Origin of the sequence: Halopelagius inordinatus (assembly GCF_900113245.1) — an archaeon.
GTDB classification, from domain to species: Archaea; Halobacteriota; Halobacteria; order Halobacteriales; family Haloferacaceae; genus Halopelagius; species Halopelagius inordinatus.
Genome location: NZ_FOOQ01000001.1, coordinates 826773 through 840670, shown reverse-complemented (window position 1 = coordinate 840670; position 13898 = coordinate 826773). Strand labels below are relative to the sequence as shown.

The window sequence follows — 13898 nt, the reverse complement described above, 5'->3', positions numbered from 1 at the left end:
GCCGAGACGAGAGACCTACCGACCGACGAGTTCGTCCACGGCCTCCGTCACCGCCGTCGCCGCCCGTCGAACGTCTTCGACGCGGACGTACTCGCGGTCGGCGTGGGCGACGGCCCCCTCCTCGTCGGCGAGGACGCCGGGACCGAAGACGACCACCGGCGCGGGCGAGAAGTACGACGCCTCCGTGGCCGCGGTGAAGGGGCGCACGTCGCCCGACCCGCCCGCGCGCCGGGACGCCGCCGCGAGAGCGGAGACGAGTTCGTGGTCTTCGTCGGTGGCGAACGCCTCCAAGAACGGCGTCGGCCGGTCGGTCAGGTCGAACGAGACGCCCACGTCGTCGGGGACGGCGTCTCGGACGGCGGATTCGAGTCCGTCGCGGAACGCAGTCGCCGTCTCCGGCGGGACGCTTCGTCGGTCCAAGACGAGTCGGCATTCGGCGGGCACCTGGTTCGTCGACTCGCCGCCCGTCACCGTCGTCGGCGTCAGCGTCGCCGCCCCGAGAGAGGGGTGCGCCTCTCGGCCGTCATCGAACGAGCGAATCGCGGCCAACGCCGCTTCGAGTGCGAACACGGCGTTGACGCCGGAGTCGGGTTCGGCGGCGTGGGAGGCGACGCCCGAGAGGGTGAGCGTCCCCTGAAACCGCCCTTTCGCGGCGGTGCAGACGTCGAGATTCGTGGGTTCGCCGACGACGTACGCGTCGCCGTCCACGTCGAGTGCGTACGCGCCCGTCGAGAGCACTTCCTCGTCGGGAGTCACCGCGAGAGTGAGTCGGGCGTCCGCCTTTGGTTCGACGGCGAGAAAGGCCGCTAAAAGCGCCGAAAGCGGGCCCTTGGCGTCGCAAGAGCCCCGTCCGCGGACGACTTCCCCGTCCCGCCGGAACGGGACGTGCGGCGAGACGGTGTCGATGTGCGTGTTCAACACGAGGTGGGTCTCCGGGTCGTCTGCCCCCTTCGAGGCGACGGTGTTGCCCGCCTCGTCCACGTCGGGGTCGAGGCCCGCGTCTTCGAGCGTTTCGACCAACAGGTCGCGCATCTCGCCGACGCCGTCGTTCGATGCGACGGGGACCGCCCGTTCGAGGAAATCGACGGGGTCGAACGCCGACGCGTCGGCGCCCGAGGTGGAGTTCATACGGAGACGTTGCTCCGTTTCGATATAAAAAGAACCGGACCGCGCGGTTACTCCTCTAAGCGCACCAGGTCGTCGAACGTCTCGCGCCGACGGGCGACGCGCGCCTCGCCGCCTTCGAGCGCGATTTCGACCGGACGAGGCTGAGAGTGGAACTGGCTCGCCATCGCGTAGCCGTACGCGCCGGTGTGACCGATGGCGACGGTGTCGCCGCGTTCGGGGCGCGGAAGCGGTCTGTCGCGGCAGAACGTGTCCGAACTCTCGCAGACCGGACCGCCGACGGTGAGCGGTTCGACCGGCGCGTCGGGGTTCGTGAGGTTGCGGATGCCGTGGTACGCGCCGTACATCGCCGGACGAATCAGCGTCGTCATGCTGGCGTCGATGCCGACCACCGTCGTCTCCGGGGTGTCCTTGATGGTGTTGACCGTCGCGAGCAGACATCCGGCGTCCGCCAAGAGATAGCGGCCGGGTTCGAGTTTCAGCGTCGCGTCCAGTTCGCCCAACGCCTCGCGGGTTCGCTCCGCCACCGCGTCGATGTCGAGTGGGTCCTCGTCGTCGCGGTAGGGGACGCCGAACCCGCCGCCGATGTCGAGGAAGTCGAGGTCACCCACCTCGCGGGCGAGGTCACCCATCTTGCCGACGTACTCGGCGTGAGCGTCCATGTCCTCGTCGAGCATTCCGCTTCCGGCGTGGGCGTGGAGGCCGACGACGTCCATCTCGTACTCCGCGCGGACGCGTTCGACCACGTCGGGGACGGCGTCGTACGGGATTCCGAACTTCGGATGTGCGCCGGTCTTTACCTTCTCGTGGTGGCCCGCGGCGATGCCGGGGTTGACGCGGAGACAGAGTCGGCCGTCGAAGCCGCGTTCGGCGAGTCGTTCGACGCTGTCTTCGGCACCGACGTTGAGCGTCATCTCCGGCGCGTCCTCCCAGACGCCGACGACGTAGTCCAAGTCGTCGTCCGGAGGGTTCACGCCGGTGTACTGTATCTCGTCTGGGTCGGCACCGGCCCGAAGCGCGCGGAACACCTCGCCCGCGGCGGCGCACTCCATCGGCGCGCCCTCGTCTAAGAGCGCCTCCATGACCGCGCGCCCGGAGTGGGCCTTCACCGCGAACATCACCGTCGGGTCGTCGAACGCGGCGTCGAACGCGGCGGCGATGCGGCGGTAGTTCTGCCGGATTCGGTCGAGGTCTATCACGTAGGCGGGCGTGTCGTACTCGTCCGCGAGGCTTCGGAGTTCGGCCGCGTCCCAGTCGTCGAGGCGACGAACCGCGGGGTCGGCGTCGGAGTCGGCTGTCGGAGTTCGGTCAGTCATCGTCCGCCGGTCGGGGCTCCTCCGATACGGTCGATTCGGTTTCCGGCAGCGACGAGTGCCCTAATCGTCCGCCGTCCGGCGCGGGTGCGGGCGCGGCCAGAGAGGCTTCGGTCTCGTCTCGGACGACGGCGGCGTTCGTCCTGTCTTTCTCTTCGGAGAGCGATTCGACGAGGACGCCGTCGCCGTCGGCGACTGCGCGGTACGTCCCCGTCTGCGTGTCGAGGAGGACGGTGTCTTCGCCGAGTCGGTCGATGGCCCACGCGGCGGCGCATCCGGCGGCGGCGGGCGCGACGCGTTCGACGACGCCCTCCGGGTTCACGAACGTCGTGACGACGCGCGGTTCGGCGTAGCCCTCTTCGAGTGCGAGAAAGAGAACGCCGTCCGCGTCGTCCTCGGACTCGCAGGCGGCGCGGACGAACGCCCCCCTGTCGGGGACGGCCTGGGCCGCGTCGACGGCGAGCAGTCGGCAGTCGTGGTCGTGGCTTCGGTACGATTCGTACGAGATGGTTCGGTCAGATACGTTCATGAGTGGTGCTAACGCGGTAGCTCGGTCAGGTTTCGATGTGGTCGCGAGTGGCCGGACACGGACCGTCCGCGAAAGAGAGAACTACAACCGTTCGCGGATGTCTCCGTGCCGTTCATCGGAGGCGTCTAAGTCTCCCCCCTATATATGTCGTGGTGTCAGTGACATTCATTGCCACGACCGATGGTCGTGCGAGTCGGTATCGGGGTTACTGTCGAAGCGCCTCTTCTCTGCGCGTCTTGTCGAGCGTCTCGGCTTCGATGTCGAGAGCGACGACGGCGGGTTTGAACGCCCCGCCCGCGAACAGTTCGTGGTCGCCGAGAGAGGACTCGACGTAGCGCGTGAACGCCCGGCGGTTCGAGGGTAGGTGGCCGTAGACGACTTCCTCCTCCACCAAGTCGTACACCGGGATGCGCGGCGACAGGAGGGTGTTCTCGCCGACGACGGTGTTCTCGCCGACGTGGAACCCGGAGGTGACGCGACATCCGGCCCCCAGAGAGACGTCGTCTTCGATTATCACCGGCGCGTCCTCGACGGGTTCGAGGACGCCGCCGACGAGCGTGTTCGCGCCGAGTTTCACGCCCTCGCCTATCTGAGCGCAGGAGCCGACGGTGTCGCAGGAATCGACGAGGGTTCCGTCGCCGACGTGCGCGCCCACGTTGACGAACGAGGGCGACATCATGATGCAGTCGCGGCCGAGGTACGCGCCGCGGCGGACGACGGTGCCGTCCGGCGTGTTCCGCGTTCCGCGTTCGCCGAGGTCGGTCGTCTCGCGGAGAGGGAGTACGTCGTGGTAGTCCACGCCGCCGTACTCTCGGGCTTCCGTCTCTCGGAGGCCGAAGTTCAGCAGGATGCCTCGCTTGACCCACTCGTTTACCTCCCACCCGTCGGGGCCGGACCCGCCCACCTGTTCGGCGGCGCGGACGTCGCCCGCTTCGAGGGCTTCGAGGAACGCATCGAGCGTCGCGAGTTCCTCGCTCCCGGCCGTCGTGACCGACAGGTCGTCGTCTTGGTATCGCTGCCACAGGTCGTCTACGTCGGATTGCATGCTCATCGTTCGTCGAGTACGTCGTCGAAGTCGTACCGCCCGGCGTCGCGTCCCGCGACCCAGACGGCGGCGTCGAGTGCTCCGGCGGCGAAGACGCCGCGGGCACCCGCTCTGTGCGTGAGAGAGAGCAGTTCGTGGTTCCCGGCGACGAGGACTTCGTGTTCGCCCGTCACGTCGCCCGCGCGCCGCGCGTGGACGCCGATTTCGCCGTCCTCGCGCGGTTGGTCGCCGACGCGTCCGTGGACGCGTTCGGCGTCGCCGCGAACCGTCTCGATATCCTCCAAGACGGCGTTGGCCGTTCCGGAGGGGGCGTCGCGCTTCCCGTTGTGGTGCGTCTCCGTCACCTCGATGTCGTACCCCGGAAGCGCCGCCACCGCCTCGCGGACGGCGCGGCGAAGCGCCGCCACCCCGCGCGAGAAGTTCGCCGCCTTCAGGATGGGGACGGAGTCGGCGGCCGAATCGAGCGTCGCGAGTCCGTCGTCGCCGAACCCCGTCGTGCCGACGACGGCGGCGACGCCCGCGTCGGCGCACGCCGAGACGTAGTCCGCGCTGGATTCGGGGCCGGTGAAGTCCACGAGGACGTCCGGCATCGTCTCCTCGAACAGGTCGTCGATTTCGGCGACCGGACGGACGGGAACGCCCGCAACCTCCTCGACCGGCGTTCGGTTCGCCGCCAGCACCACCTCCACGTCGTCTCGGTCGGTGGCGGCGGAGAGCACCTCCCGACCCATGCGCCCCGCCGCGCCGGTGACGGCGAGACGAACCCGCTCGGACATCTACTCGGCCTCCGCGGCCGCCGCGTCCAACGACTCCTCGCGCGTCTCTTCGAGTCCCTCGAGGATGTATCGGAGTTCCTCGGCGTTGTCCGGTCGCATCTCCGTCAGCGGAGGTCTGAGCGTCCCCGGCGCGTACCCGCGCATCTCCATGGCCGTCTTCACCGGAATCGGGTTCGTCTCCGAGAACAGGTGGCGGTTGAGCGGTCCGAGTTCGTGGTGGAGTTCGCGCGCCCGGGCGAACTCGTCGTCCAAGGCCGCCTCCACCATCGCCACCGTCCGTTCCGGTTCGACGTTCGCGGAGACGGAGATGGTGCCGACGCCGCCCACCGAGATGACCGGGAGCGTCAGCGCGTCGTCGCCCGAGAGCACCGAGAACTCCTCGCCGCGGGTGCGCTCGACGACTTCGGATATCTGGCCGAGGTCGCCGCTCGCGGCCTTGTAGCCCGCGATGTTCTCGTGGGTGGCCAGTTCGGCTGCCGTCTCCGGTTCGATGTTCTTGCCCGTCCGCGAGGGGACGTTGTACACTATCTGCGGCACGTCCACCTCGTCTGCGATAGTTCGGTAGTGTTCGAGCAGTCCGGCCTGTTCGGGCTTGTTGTAGTACGGCGAGATGAGGAGAAGCGCGTCCGCGCCGACGTCGGCCGACCGCCGCGACAGTTCCAACGCCTCGCGGGTCGAGTTCGACCCCGACCCCGCGACGACCGGCACGTCCTCGACGGCGTCGACCACCGTCTCGACGACTTCGACGTGTTCGTCGTGGGTCAGCGTCGCGCTCTCGCCCGTCGAACCGACGGGGACGAGTCCGTCGACGCCCGCGGTTTCGAGGCGTCGCACGTCGTCTGCGAGCGTTTCGTGGTCGATACTGCCGTCCGAATCGAACGGCGTCGTCATCGCCGGGAAGACTCCCGTCAAGTCGAGTTCCGTCATGTGGTGTCGTGTCTAGTTGTCCGCGTTGTTGTGTGGTCGAACGCCGGTGCGCACCGCGGCCGAGAGTCGCCCGAGACGGGGTCGCTACTCCCGCCAAGAGCGTCAGGGTGCGCGTTTTTTCGGTTTCAAAAGAGCGCCACGCGTCGCTGCCGGCCGACCGTGAACCGACGGGGACGACGTGGGTCGCGTCACACGCCAGAAACTAGCCCGTGCCCAAATATAGCTTGCGTAGCGCGCAACATCCGCCACCGTGTGACGGCGACGACGGGAGGGGACCGACGGACGAGTCGTCTCTCCGTCCCGACCATTCATTAGGTATCGCGCCCCCGAGTGAGATATGACCGAGATTCACCCCGGCCAACGCGTCGCCGTTCTGGCGGACGCGCAGAACCTCTACCACACGGCACAGAGCCTCTACTCGCGAAACATCGACTACTCGTCGCTGCTGGAGAAATGCGTCTCCGACAGAGCGCTCACGCGCGCCATCGCCTACGTGGTCCGCGCGGACTCGCCCGACGAAGAGCGGTTCTTCGAGGCACTCGAAGACATCGGCTTCGAGACCAAGATAAAGGACATAAAGACGTTCGGCGACGGGTCGAAGAAGGCCGATTGGGACGTCGGAATGGCGTTAGACGCCGTGACGCTCGCCAATCACGTCGATACCGTCGTCCTCTGTACGGGCGACGGCGACTTCTCTCGTCTCTGTTCGCACCTGCGTCACGAGGGCGTCCGCGTCGAGGTGATGGCGTTCAAAGAGTCCACCGCCGAGGAACTCATCGCGGAGGCGGACTCGTTTCTGGACATGTCCGAGCGAACCGAGACGTTTCTGCTGTAGTCTCGCCGTCAGAGCGTCGACTCTTCTCCGTCGTCGTCGAACCCGCCGGTGTCGTCGAACTCGTCTGTTTCGGCGAAGTCCTCGGGTCGCGAACGGGGTTCGTGCATGCGGTAGAACGCCGTCGCGTACGTGCGCTGGAACGTAAAGAGGAGCATCGTCGTCGCCAGCGAGACGAGCGAGACGAGGAGAACTTCCTGCGTCGAGAGGCCGAGCGACGCCATCTGACCGGCACCAGCCCCGGCACCCGCACCGGCGCCGGGCGCGGCGCCCTCTTGGAACTGCGGGAGGTTCTGGAACGTCTGCCAGACGACGAACCCGGTTATCGGAATCGCCGTCACGAGCGAGACGACGAAGTTGATGACCGAGTAACCGAGCGCGCTGACGAGGTTGTCGCGCACGAGTCGATAGCTCTCGCGGAAGCCGTCGAGCGCGTCCGTCCCGCCGACGACGATGGCGACGGAGTAAAACTGGATGAAGAAGTTCAGAATCATGAACGCGAGGACGACGAGGAGGACGACGGCGGCGACGGCTATCATCGCTCCGCCGCCCGCCGCCGCGCCGCCGCCGACTCCGAAGAGACCGATTGCGGCGACGATAGCGACGAGTGCGGCGATGATACCGAACCCGAAGACGATGACGAACTCGACGATGCTCCCGACGAGAAGCGGGACGTATCGCTCTTTTCCGACTCGGGTGAGCGTGGAGAACGACGTGTTACCGTCGAGCGACTCCGAGGCCATGCCGAGGAGTCCGGCGACGACGAACGGCGTCACGAAGAACGTGAGTATCTGGAGGAGGGTCGGAACCACCGAGACGCCCGCGAGTTGCAGCGCGGTCTGTGGGAGGATTATCGCACCGTACAGCAGTCCTGCGAGGAACAGGACGGGGTTTCCGCGGAGGGCGGAGAGCGTCGAGCGGAGGGCGGCTATTGCGGCCATATCGTCCGATTCGGCGGGGCAGTCCTTAAATGTGAATGAACAGTCTCGTTGTCACGTTCGCGCGTCAGGTCGCCGCGCCGTCGGCGTCCCGCCCCGCCCAGAGCGACGCGACGATGGGAGATGCAGCAGCGAACGCCGCGATACCGGCGGAAACGCGCCCATCGACGCCGGTTTCGAGGAGGAAGACGCTGCTCGCCAGAAGGAGTATCGCCCCGACTGCGACCTGCCGCATGTCCACAGACATACGCGACTCTCCGACAGCCGACAGTTATCGGTTGCCGTCGAAACCGCCCGTGGTAACGATCACCACGGGATGAGGGCGGACCGCGACTGACTTCACGGACCGGCGGGAACGACGACCATGAGCGACGACAGCGGAGAGACCGGCGGCGACCGAACGCTCGCCGACCTGCGGACGGTGGCCGACTACCAGTTCGGTGCCGGTGCGGGGACGGCCCTCTTTCCGAGAGACGACGAAGCGCGGTTGGAGGTGACTCGCTCCACCAGCGGTCGGCCGCGACAGATACGCGCGCCCGAGGGGCGACTCGTCTCCTACGGAACGGACGGCCGGTTCACGCTCGGACACGCGGGCGGCGTCCGCCTTGTGACGGCGCTTGCGCCCCCGGCGAACCGAGTCGTGGTGGGCGAGGAGAGCGAACCGTTCGTCCGCGACGGCAAGAACGCGTTCGCGAAGTTCGTCACGGACGTCGACCCCGAGATTCGCCCGGGCGACGAAGTCGCCGTCGTGACGCCCGACGACGCCGTCCTCGCGACGGGCCGAGCGGAGTTGTCCGCGGACGCGATGCTCGACTTCGAGACGGGGATGGCCGTCCACGTCCGCGAGGGCGCGGGACCGAAAGAGGAGTAAGGCGAAGCCGAGTCGGCGGCGAGTCAGAGACCGATTGCGGTCAGTATCGGGACGCCCGCCGCGAGAGACCCGAGCAGGTAGCCGCCGATAGCGCCGCCGTTCAAAAGCGGCAGTCCGGCGTGCGCCCGACCTTTCAGCACCATCCAAAGCAGGACGAACAGTCCGGCGAACGTCCCGACCATCGACGTGAGCGCCGGGAGGTTCAACGCGGGGAGCGCGCCGACGCCGAGGGAGTTCGCCGGAGAGAAAAACGCCGCCGACGCTATCATCACCGTCGGCATGACGGCGTCGCCGAGTCCGATGAAGAAGGCGTCGCGGACGCCGTCGTCGTCTTCGGCGGGAGCGTCGTCTCCGTCGTCGGTCACCGCTCCGTCGCCGTCTGTCACCGCGGCGTCACCACCGCTGTCGGCGGCGGTGACCGGTTCCTCGCCCGTCGGTGCGTCCGCTTTCGCGCCGTCGTGAACGTCGTTCGCCCCGGAGAAGTCGTCGTCGAGAAGCGAGTACGACAGCGTCGTCGGGATGACGAGGACGACGGGGATGCGGAGGTCCATCACGCCCTCCGCGAGGTCGAGCATGTGTTTCGTCCCGTAGACGCTGATGGCGTCGTAGACGGCCAACGCGGTCAGAAGAACGATGGCGGGGAGGAGGCCGAAACTGATTCCGAACAGCCCGGCCGCGCCCGCGCCCATCAACACCCCCGCGGTGTCGATGACGTACCACTCGGGGTACGCCACGAGTGCGACGGCGACGACGGCGGCCCCGGCGGCGGCGGGGACGGCGGGGAGTATCGACGAGAAGACGTACCACGAGAGCCACGCGCTGGAGAAGACGACGAGTGCGCGGACGGCCCAGTCGAAGTCGAACTTGAAGGCCGCGAGCATCACGGCCGTCGCGACGAGGATGGCACCGATGTAGACGACGCTGTTCGCCGGGTCCGTCGGGTCCTCGACGGTCTGGTAGCCCTGCTCGTAGAAGGTCGGAACGAGCGCGAGTGCGCCCAGTTGCACGAGGAGGAAGACGAGCGCGGCGATCGCCACGCCGAAGTACACGCGCTTTCGCATGTCGCCCCGTTTCGCCCGGTGCGGTATGGGGGTTGTGTTTCGTCGGCTAGCGGGCGTACAGTTTCGTTCCGACGAGCGACGCCGGTGACGTTCCCTCGTTCGGCGTGATCGCGACGTACGGTCGTTCGACGGGGCCGAACACGTCGACGACGCGCCCGACGCTCGACATCGTCTCGTCCACCACGTCGCGGCCGATGTCGGGGTGGTTGTCGTCGTCGGCCCGCGCGATGACGAGGTTCTGGGCGGTCCGAGAGACGGTGCCGACGCGTTGCATCGCCATCAGCTTCGGAGGATGCCGACGTACGCGGCGACGGCTTGCACCAGGTCGTTCTTCGTGGAGTCCTCCGCGCCTTTGACCAGCACCCGCCCGCGGGCGTCCCACTCGCGGGGGTGCGTCACGTCTCGTTCGATGACAGCGTCGTAGCCGACCTGTTGGACGGCGTCGGCGATCTCGTCCACCGTCGGTTCCTCCACTGCGGCGTCGAGGGGGACCCGACGCCCCTCGGACCGCGACTTCGACGCATCGATGTAGACGGGCCAGATGACGTTCTCGACGGCCATACCGAAAGGGGTGCGGCGCGGCCGTAATACGGTTGTGGTCCGCGGTCGAGAGAGAGCGGTCAGTCCGGCCTACCGCCGACGCGCCAGAAGCGACGCGCCGAGAAGGGCGACGACGGACGCGGCGACGCCGAACCCGGGAGCGCCAGTCCCCGTCTCTTCGGTCGTGGCGGCGTCGGTCGGTTGACCGGTCGAACCGGTCGTCTCTACCGTCATCTCCACTGTCGTCTCCGTCTCGTTGGACTGCTGTTTCATCGACCGGTACTCCTCGAACGCCTCGGGGTGGACGGACCGCATGACGGTCTCTGCGGCGTCTACGGACCGCGGCGCGGCCTGTTGGAGGTTGTTCTCGTCCACTCGGACGACGTTGTCCTCTCGTATCGCCGTGGTGCTCCGGTAGGCGTCGTTGTCCGGAATCGGCGCGCCCTCGGGCGCGACTATCCACGCGGGGTTCATCTCGACGACCGTCTCGTCGTTTATCTGCCCGAAGCCGGAGATACCGGCCTCCGCCGCCCCGTTACGGAGTCCGGCGGTGGTCATCACGTCGCCGATGAACGTGTTCTCCCCGGAGGTGTAGCCGTAGAAGACGTTGAGTCCGACCGGCTTCTCCTCGTCTGCGAGTACCTCCCGCATCAGGCTGACGGACTCGCGGATGTCGTCTGCGGTCCGCTGACCTCCCTCGCAGTTACCGGTCAGTCGCCCGATTCGCTCCGTCTTGTTCGCGACGTACTCCAGAGACGTTCCCGCCCCGAAGACGAACACGGGGACGCCTTGGTCGCGAATCTGCTCGATTCGGTCCTCCGCCAGCCCGTACGTCGAGTTCGGAACGAGAACCAAGTCGGGGTCGGCGGCGAGAACCCGTTCGACGCTCGGTCCGCTCTCGCCGGAGACGTTCGCCTTCCCGTCCGCCCCTTCGAGATAGGAGGCGTACTGGGAGACGCCGACGACTTCGTCGCGCGCGCCTATCTCCCACATCGTCTGTGCGGCGCTCGGGTTGAGCGTCACGACGCGTTCGGGGTCCTCTTCGAGCGTCACCTCCGTTCCCGTCGCGTCTGTCGCCGAGTACGGGAAGCTACACGATTCCTGCACCGAGGACGCATCGTCCGCCTGTGCCGCCGCGAGACCCGCCGTCGGCGCCACCGCGGCGACGACGAGGAGTGCGACGAGAGCGACTGTCCGAGGTTGCATGTGCCCGTCTGTGCCCGCTATCGCAACAAGTATTTACCTAAACCAACTGCGATTGTGTTACGAACTCATGGATGTCCGCACCCGGACTCTCGCGTGGTCGGGAGGGCTAGCCGGTCTCCTCGTCGCCGTCGTCCTCGTCAGCGCCGGCATCGGGCCGGTGTCCATCCCCGCCCGAACCGTCGCGAAGGTGGTGTTGAACGCCGTCGCGGTGCCGTCCGGCCTCGCGTTCTCTCCCACCCCCGTGTCTCTTCCCCTCGTCGGCCAGACGACCGTCGCCGCGCCGCATCTGTCCTTCGCGTCGGTGTTTCAGTTCCCGGTCGAACGGACCCACACCGTCATCGTCCGGAGCGTCCGCCTGCCGCGAATCGTCCTCGCCGCGTTCGTCGGTTTCGCACTCGCCACCGCGGGCGTCGTCATGCAGGGGTTCTTCCGAAACCCCATGGCAGACCCCTCCATCATCGGCGTCTCCTCTGGGGCGGCCGTCGGGGCGGTGGCGTCTATCGTCCTCCCCTTCGCCCTCCCGTTCGGCCTGCAACTCCAGAGCGCGGCGTTCGTGACGGCTCTCGTGACGGCGTTCGGCGTCTACGTCCTCGCCAGCGAAGGCGGCCACACGCCGACCGCGACGCTCCTTCTCGCCGGCGTCGCGGTGCAGACGTTCCTCGGCGCGGTCATCTCGTTCATGCTGCTTCACAGCGGTGAGAGCCTTAGACGGGTCGTCTACTGGCTGATGGGCCACCTCGGCGGCGCGACGTGGGACGAGGTTCGGACCGTCCTGCTCGTCGTCCCGCCGCTTTTCGTCTTGCTGTTGACCTACGGCCGCGACCTGAACGTCCTGCTCCTCGGCGAAGACGACGCCCGAAGCCTCGGCATCGAAGTCGAACGGACGAAGCGAATCCTGCTCGCGGCGTCGAGCATCGTCACCGCCGCCGCCGTCGCCGTCACGGGCGTCATCGGCTTCGTCGGCCTCATCGTCCCGCACGGCGTCCGCCTCGTCGTCGGCCCGGACCACCGCATCCTCCTGCCGACGAGTGCGCTGGCGGGGGCCTCGTTCCTCGTCGCCACGGACACCCTCGCTCGCTCCGGGGCGGCGGAGATTCCCGTCGGCATCGTGACGGCGGCGCTCGGCGCTCCCTTCTTTCTGTACCTCCTCCGGACGCGGGAGGTGCACAGCCTGTGACCGACCCCCTCGTGCGCGCGTCCGACCTCCGAATCGACCTCGGGGGGACGACCATCCTGGACGGCGTCTCCGTGGACGTCGGGTCGGGGACGTTCGTCGGCCTCATCGGTCCGAACGGCGCGGGCAAGACGACGCTGCTTCGGGCGTTCAGCGGGGCGCTCTCGCCGACTCGGGGGCACGTCGAGGTGGCGGGCGAGCGAATCGACCGACTCGGGTCGAAAGCCGCCAGTCGCCTCGCCGCGACCGTCCCGCAGGACACGTCCGTCTCGTTCGACTTCGACGTCCGCGAGACGATTCGGATGGGACGGACGCCCCACCTCTCTCGGTTCGGCGGGTGGGACGACGAGGACGCGTCGGCCGTCGAACGGGCGATAGCCCGGACGGAGGTGGCGGAACTCGCGGACCGCGCCGTCACGGACGTCTCGGGCGGGGAACGACAGCGAGTCCTCATCGCTCGCGCACTCGCGCAGGCGACGCCGCTTCTCCTCTTGGACGAACCGACCGCAAGCCTCGACATCAACCACCAGGTCCGGACGCTCGAACTCGTCTCCGAACTCGTCGCGGAGGGGAAGACGGCCGTCGCGGCCATCCACGACCTGAACCTCGCGGCGCACTACTGCGACGAACTCGTCCTCCTCTCTGAGGGGCGCGTCGTCGCCACCGGCCCGCCAGAGGCGGTTCTCACGGAGGACAACCTCGACGGCGCGTTCGGCGCGAACGCGGTGGTGTCGCGCCACCCCGTCACCGGGTCCGTCTACGTGACGGCGTTACCGGAGGCGCGGGCGGGCGACGCGGAGGGACGCGTCCACGTCGTCGGCGGGGGCGGCACCGCCGCGAGACATCTCTATCTCCTCTCTGCGGCGGGGTACGACGTCTCAGTCGGCGCGTTGAACGAGGGCGACACGGACACGGAGACGGCGCGGAGCCTCGGCCTCGACGCGGTGACGGTACCCCCGTTCTCGTCTCTCGATTCGGCGGCGCGCGACGCCGTGGCGTCCCGGGTCGAACGCGCGGACTGCGTCGTCGTCGCCGACGTGGAAATCGGGCGGGGGAACCTCGCGAACCTCCGGGCGGCCGCCGAGGCGGACCGTCTCGTCGTCGTCGAACAGCGACCGTTCGCGGAGCGAAACTACGCCGGAGAGGAGGCCGCGCGCGTCTACGACCGACTCCGCTCTCGCGGCACCGTCGTCGACGCCGGAGACGTGTTGGCGGCCGTGACCGCGGAAGTCGAGGGTGAGACGACGGGGACGGAGGGTCTCGGTCAGTCGGAGTCGTCTGCGACGTAACGGTCGTACAGGCGGTCTGCGACGAACGAGCCGACGAGTCCCGGAAGGAGGATGTGCGCGCCGACCTGAAGCAACGCGAGCCCGAGCCACCGCGAAATCGGGTCCGTCGGCGGCCACAGCAACGGGCGCAGTCGGAGGAGGAACTCGTAGTTCCACGCGAGAACGACCGCGGCGACGACTGCGGTACAGAGCGCTCGAAAGAGCAGTCGTTCGCGGGACCGACCGGCGTTCGGCGTCGGGAACTCGTCGTCCGCGTCTCGACTCATCACTTC

General features: G+C 68.0%; 17 protein-coding genes. 4 read left to right on the top strand and 13 right to left on the bottom strand.

Annotated elements, in window-relative coordinates; genetic code table 11:
- Positions 1 to 15: 15 nt before the first annotated feature.
- The 6 genes from BM167_RS04460 to dapA form a co-directional block, all read right to left on the bottom strand.
- Entirely contained in the window at positions 16 to 1128 is a 1113-nt protein-coding gene (locus BM167_RS04460) for a M20 family metallopeptidase (RefSeq protein ID WP_092889314.1), read from the bottom strand.
- 47 nt (positions 1129 to 1175) lie between these two features.
- Entirely contained in the window at positions 1176 to 2441 is a 1266-nt protein-coding gene (gene lysA, locus BM167_RS04455; RefSeq protein ID WP_092889311.1) for a diaminopimelate decarboxylase, read from the bottom strand.
- Complete coding sequence (locus BM167_RS04450; protein ID WP_092889308.1) at positions 2434 to 2967, bottom strand: hypothetical protein; 534 nt, start codon at positions 2965 to 2967, stop codon at positions 2434 to 2436. The genes lysA and BM167_RS04450 overlap by 8 nt, the downstream gene beginning before the upstream one ends.
- A gap of 205 nt (positions 2968 to 3172) precedes the next feature.
- The gene (locus BM167_RS04445) at positions 3173 to 4018 is read right to left on the bottom strand and encodes a 2,3,4,5-tetrahydropyridine-2,6-dicarboxylate N-succinyltransferase (protein WP_092889305.1); all 846 of its coding nucleotides are present in this window, start codon (positions 4016 to 4018) and stop codon (positions 3173 to 3175) included.
- Positions 4015 to 4788: a 4-hydroxy-tetrahydrodipicolinate reductase gene (gene dapB, locus BM167_RS04440; protein ID WP_092889302.1), complete on the bottom strand. Its 774-nt coding sequence runs from the start codon at positions 4786 to 4788 to the stop codon at positions 4015 to 4017. Before dapB ends, BM167_RS04445 begins: the two co-directional genes overlap by 4 nt.
- The gene (gene dapA / locus BM167_RS04435; RefSeq protein ID WP_092889299.1) at positions 4789 to 5715 is read right to left on the bottom strand and encodes a 4-hydroxy-tetrahydrodipicolinate synthase; all 927 of its coding nucleotides are present in this window, start codon (positions 5713 to 5715) and stop codon (positions 4789 to 4791) included. It abuts the gene before it with no gap.
- Between the two features lie 337 nt (positions 5716 to 6052).
- Here dapA and BM167_RS04430 point away from each other — a divergent pair, with 337 nt between their 5' ends.
- Positions 6053 to 6550, top strand: a complete 498-nt coding sequence (locus BM167_RS04430) for a LabA-like NYN domain-containing protein (RefSeq protein WP_092889296.1) — start codon at positions 6053 to 6055, stop codon at positions 6548 to 6550.
- A gap of 8 nt (positions 6551 to 6558) precedes the next feature.
- On the opposite strand, the gene BM167_RS04425 is transcribed toward BM167_RS04430, so the two are convergent.
- Both BM167_RS04425 and BM167_RS04420 read right to left on the bottom strand, forming a co-directional pair.
- A complete protein-coding gene (locus BM167_RS04425) occupies positions 6559 to 7488 on the bottom strand; it encodes a DUF7847 domain-containing protein (protein WP_092889293.1) in 930 nt (309 codons plus the stop codon).
- Between the two features lie 64 nt (positions 7489 to 7552).
- The gene (locus tag BM167_RS04420; protein WP_092889290.1) at positions 7553 to 7732 is read right to left on the bottom strand and encodes a hypothetical protein; all 180 of its coding nucleotides are present in this window, start codon (positions 7730 to 7732) and stop codon (positions 7553 to 7555) included.
- Between the two features lie 117 nt (positions 7733 to 7849).
- On the opposite strand from BM167_RS04420, the gene BM167_RS04415 reads away from it, so the two are divergent.
- Positions 7850 to 8356, top strand: a complete 507-nt coding sequence (locus BM167_RS04415) for a PUA domain-containing protein (protein ID WP_092889287.1) — start codon at positions 7850 to 7852, stop codon at positions 8354 to 8356.
- Positions 8357 to 8379: 23 nt separating this feature from the next.
- Here the strand turns inward: BM167_RS04415 and BM167_RS04410 are convergent, their stop codons facing one another.
- The 4 genes from BM167_RS04410 to BM167_RS04395 all read right to left on the bottom strand — a co-directional run bounded on the left by BM167_RS04410 (position 8380) and on the right by BM167_RS04395 (position 11163).
- A complete protein-coding gene (locus tag BM167_RS04410; protein WP_092889284.1) occupies positions 8380 to 9417 on the bottom strand; it encodes a presenilin family intramembrane aspartyl protease PSH in 1038 nt (345 codons plus the stop codon).
- A 46-nt stretch (positions 9418 to 9463) separates the two neighbouring features.
- Positions 9464 to 9691, bottom strand: a complete 228-nt coding sequence (locus tag BM167_RS04405) for an H/ACA ribonucleoprotein complex subunit GAR1 (protein ID WP_092891093.1) — start codon at positions 9689 to 9691, stop codon at positions 9464 to 9466.
- Between the two features lie 5 nt (positions 9692 to 9696).
- Positions 9697 to 9978, bottom strand: coding sequence for a signal recognition particle subunit SRP19 (gene srp19 / locus BM167_RS04400; RefSeq protein WP_092889281.1), 282 nt, complete (start codon positions 9976 to 9978; stop codon positions 9697 to 9699).
- A gap of 69 nt (positions 9979 to 10047) precedes the next feature.
- The gene (locus BM167_RS04395; RefSeq protein WP_092889278.1) at positions 10048 to 11163 is read right to left on the bottom strand and encodes a PGF-CTERM-anchored ABC transporter substrate-binding protein; all 1116 of its coding nucleotides are present in this window, start codon (positions 11161 to 11163) and stop codon (positions 10048 to 10050) included.
- Positions 11164 to 11230: 67 nt separating this feature from the next.
- On the opposite strand from BM167_RS04395, the gene btuC reads away from it, so the two are divergent.
- On the top strand, positions 11231 to 12340 hold the full coding sequence (gene btuC / locus BM167_RS04390; protein ID WP_092889275.1) for a vitamin B12 ABC transporter permease BtuC: 1110 nt from the start codon (positions 11231 to 11233) through the stop codon (positions 12338 to 12340).
- Positions 12337 to 13626, top strand: a complete 1290-nt coding sequence (locus tag BM167_RS04385) for an ATP-binding cassette domain-containing protein (protein ID WP_092889272.1) — start codon at positions 12337 to 12339, stop codon at positions 13624 to 13626. The genes btuC and BM167_RS04385 overlap by 4 nt, the downstream gene beginning before the upstream one ends.
- Here BM167_RS04385 and BM167_RS04380 read toward each other — a convergent pair.
- On the bottom strand, positions 13602 to 13892 hold the full coding sequence (locus BM167_RS04380) for a hypothetical protein (protein WP_092889270.1): 291 nt from the start codon (positions 13890 to 13892) through the stop codon (positions 13602 to 13604). The two genes, BM167_RS04385 and BM167_RS04380, sit on opposite strands and share 25 nt — an antisense overlap.
- Between the last annotated feature and the right edge of the window lie 6 nt (positions 13893 to 13898).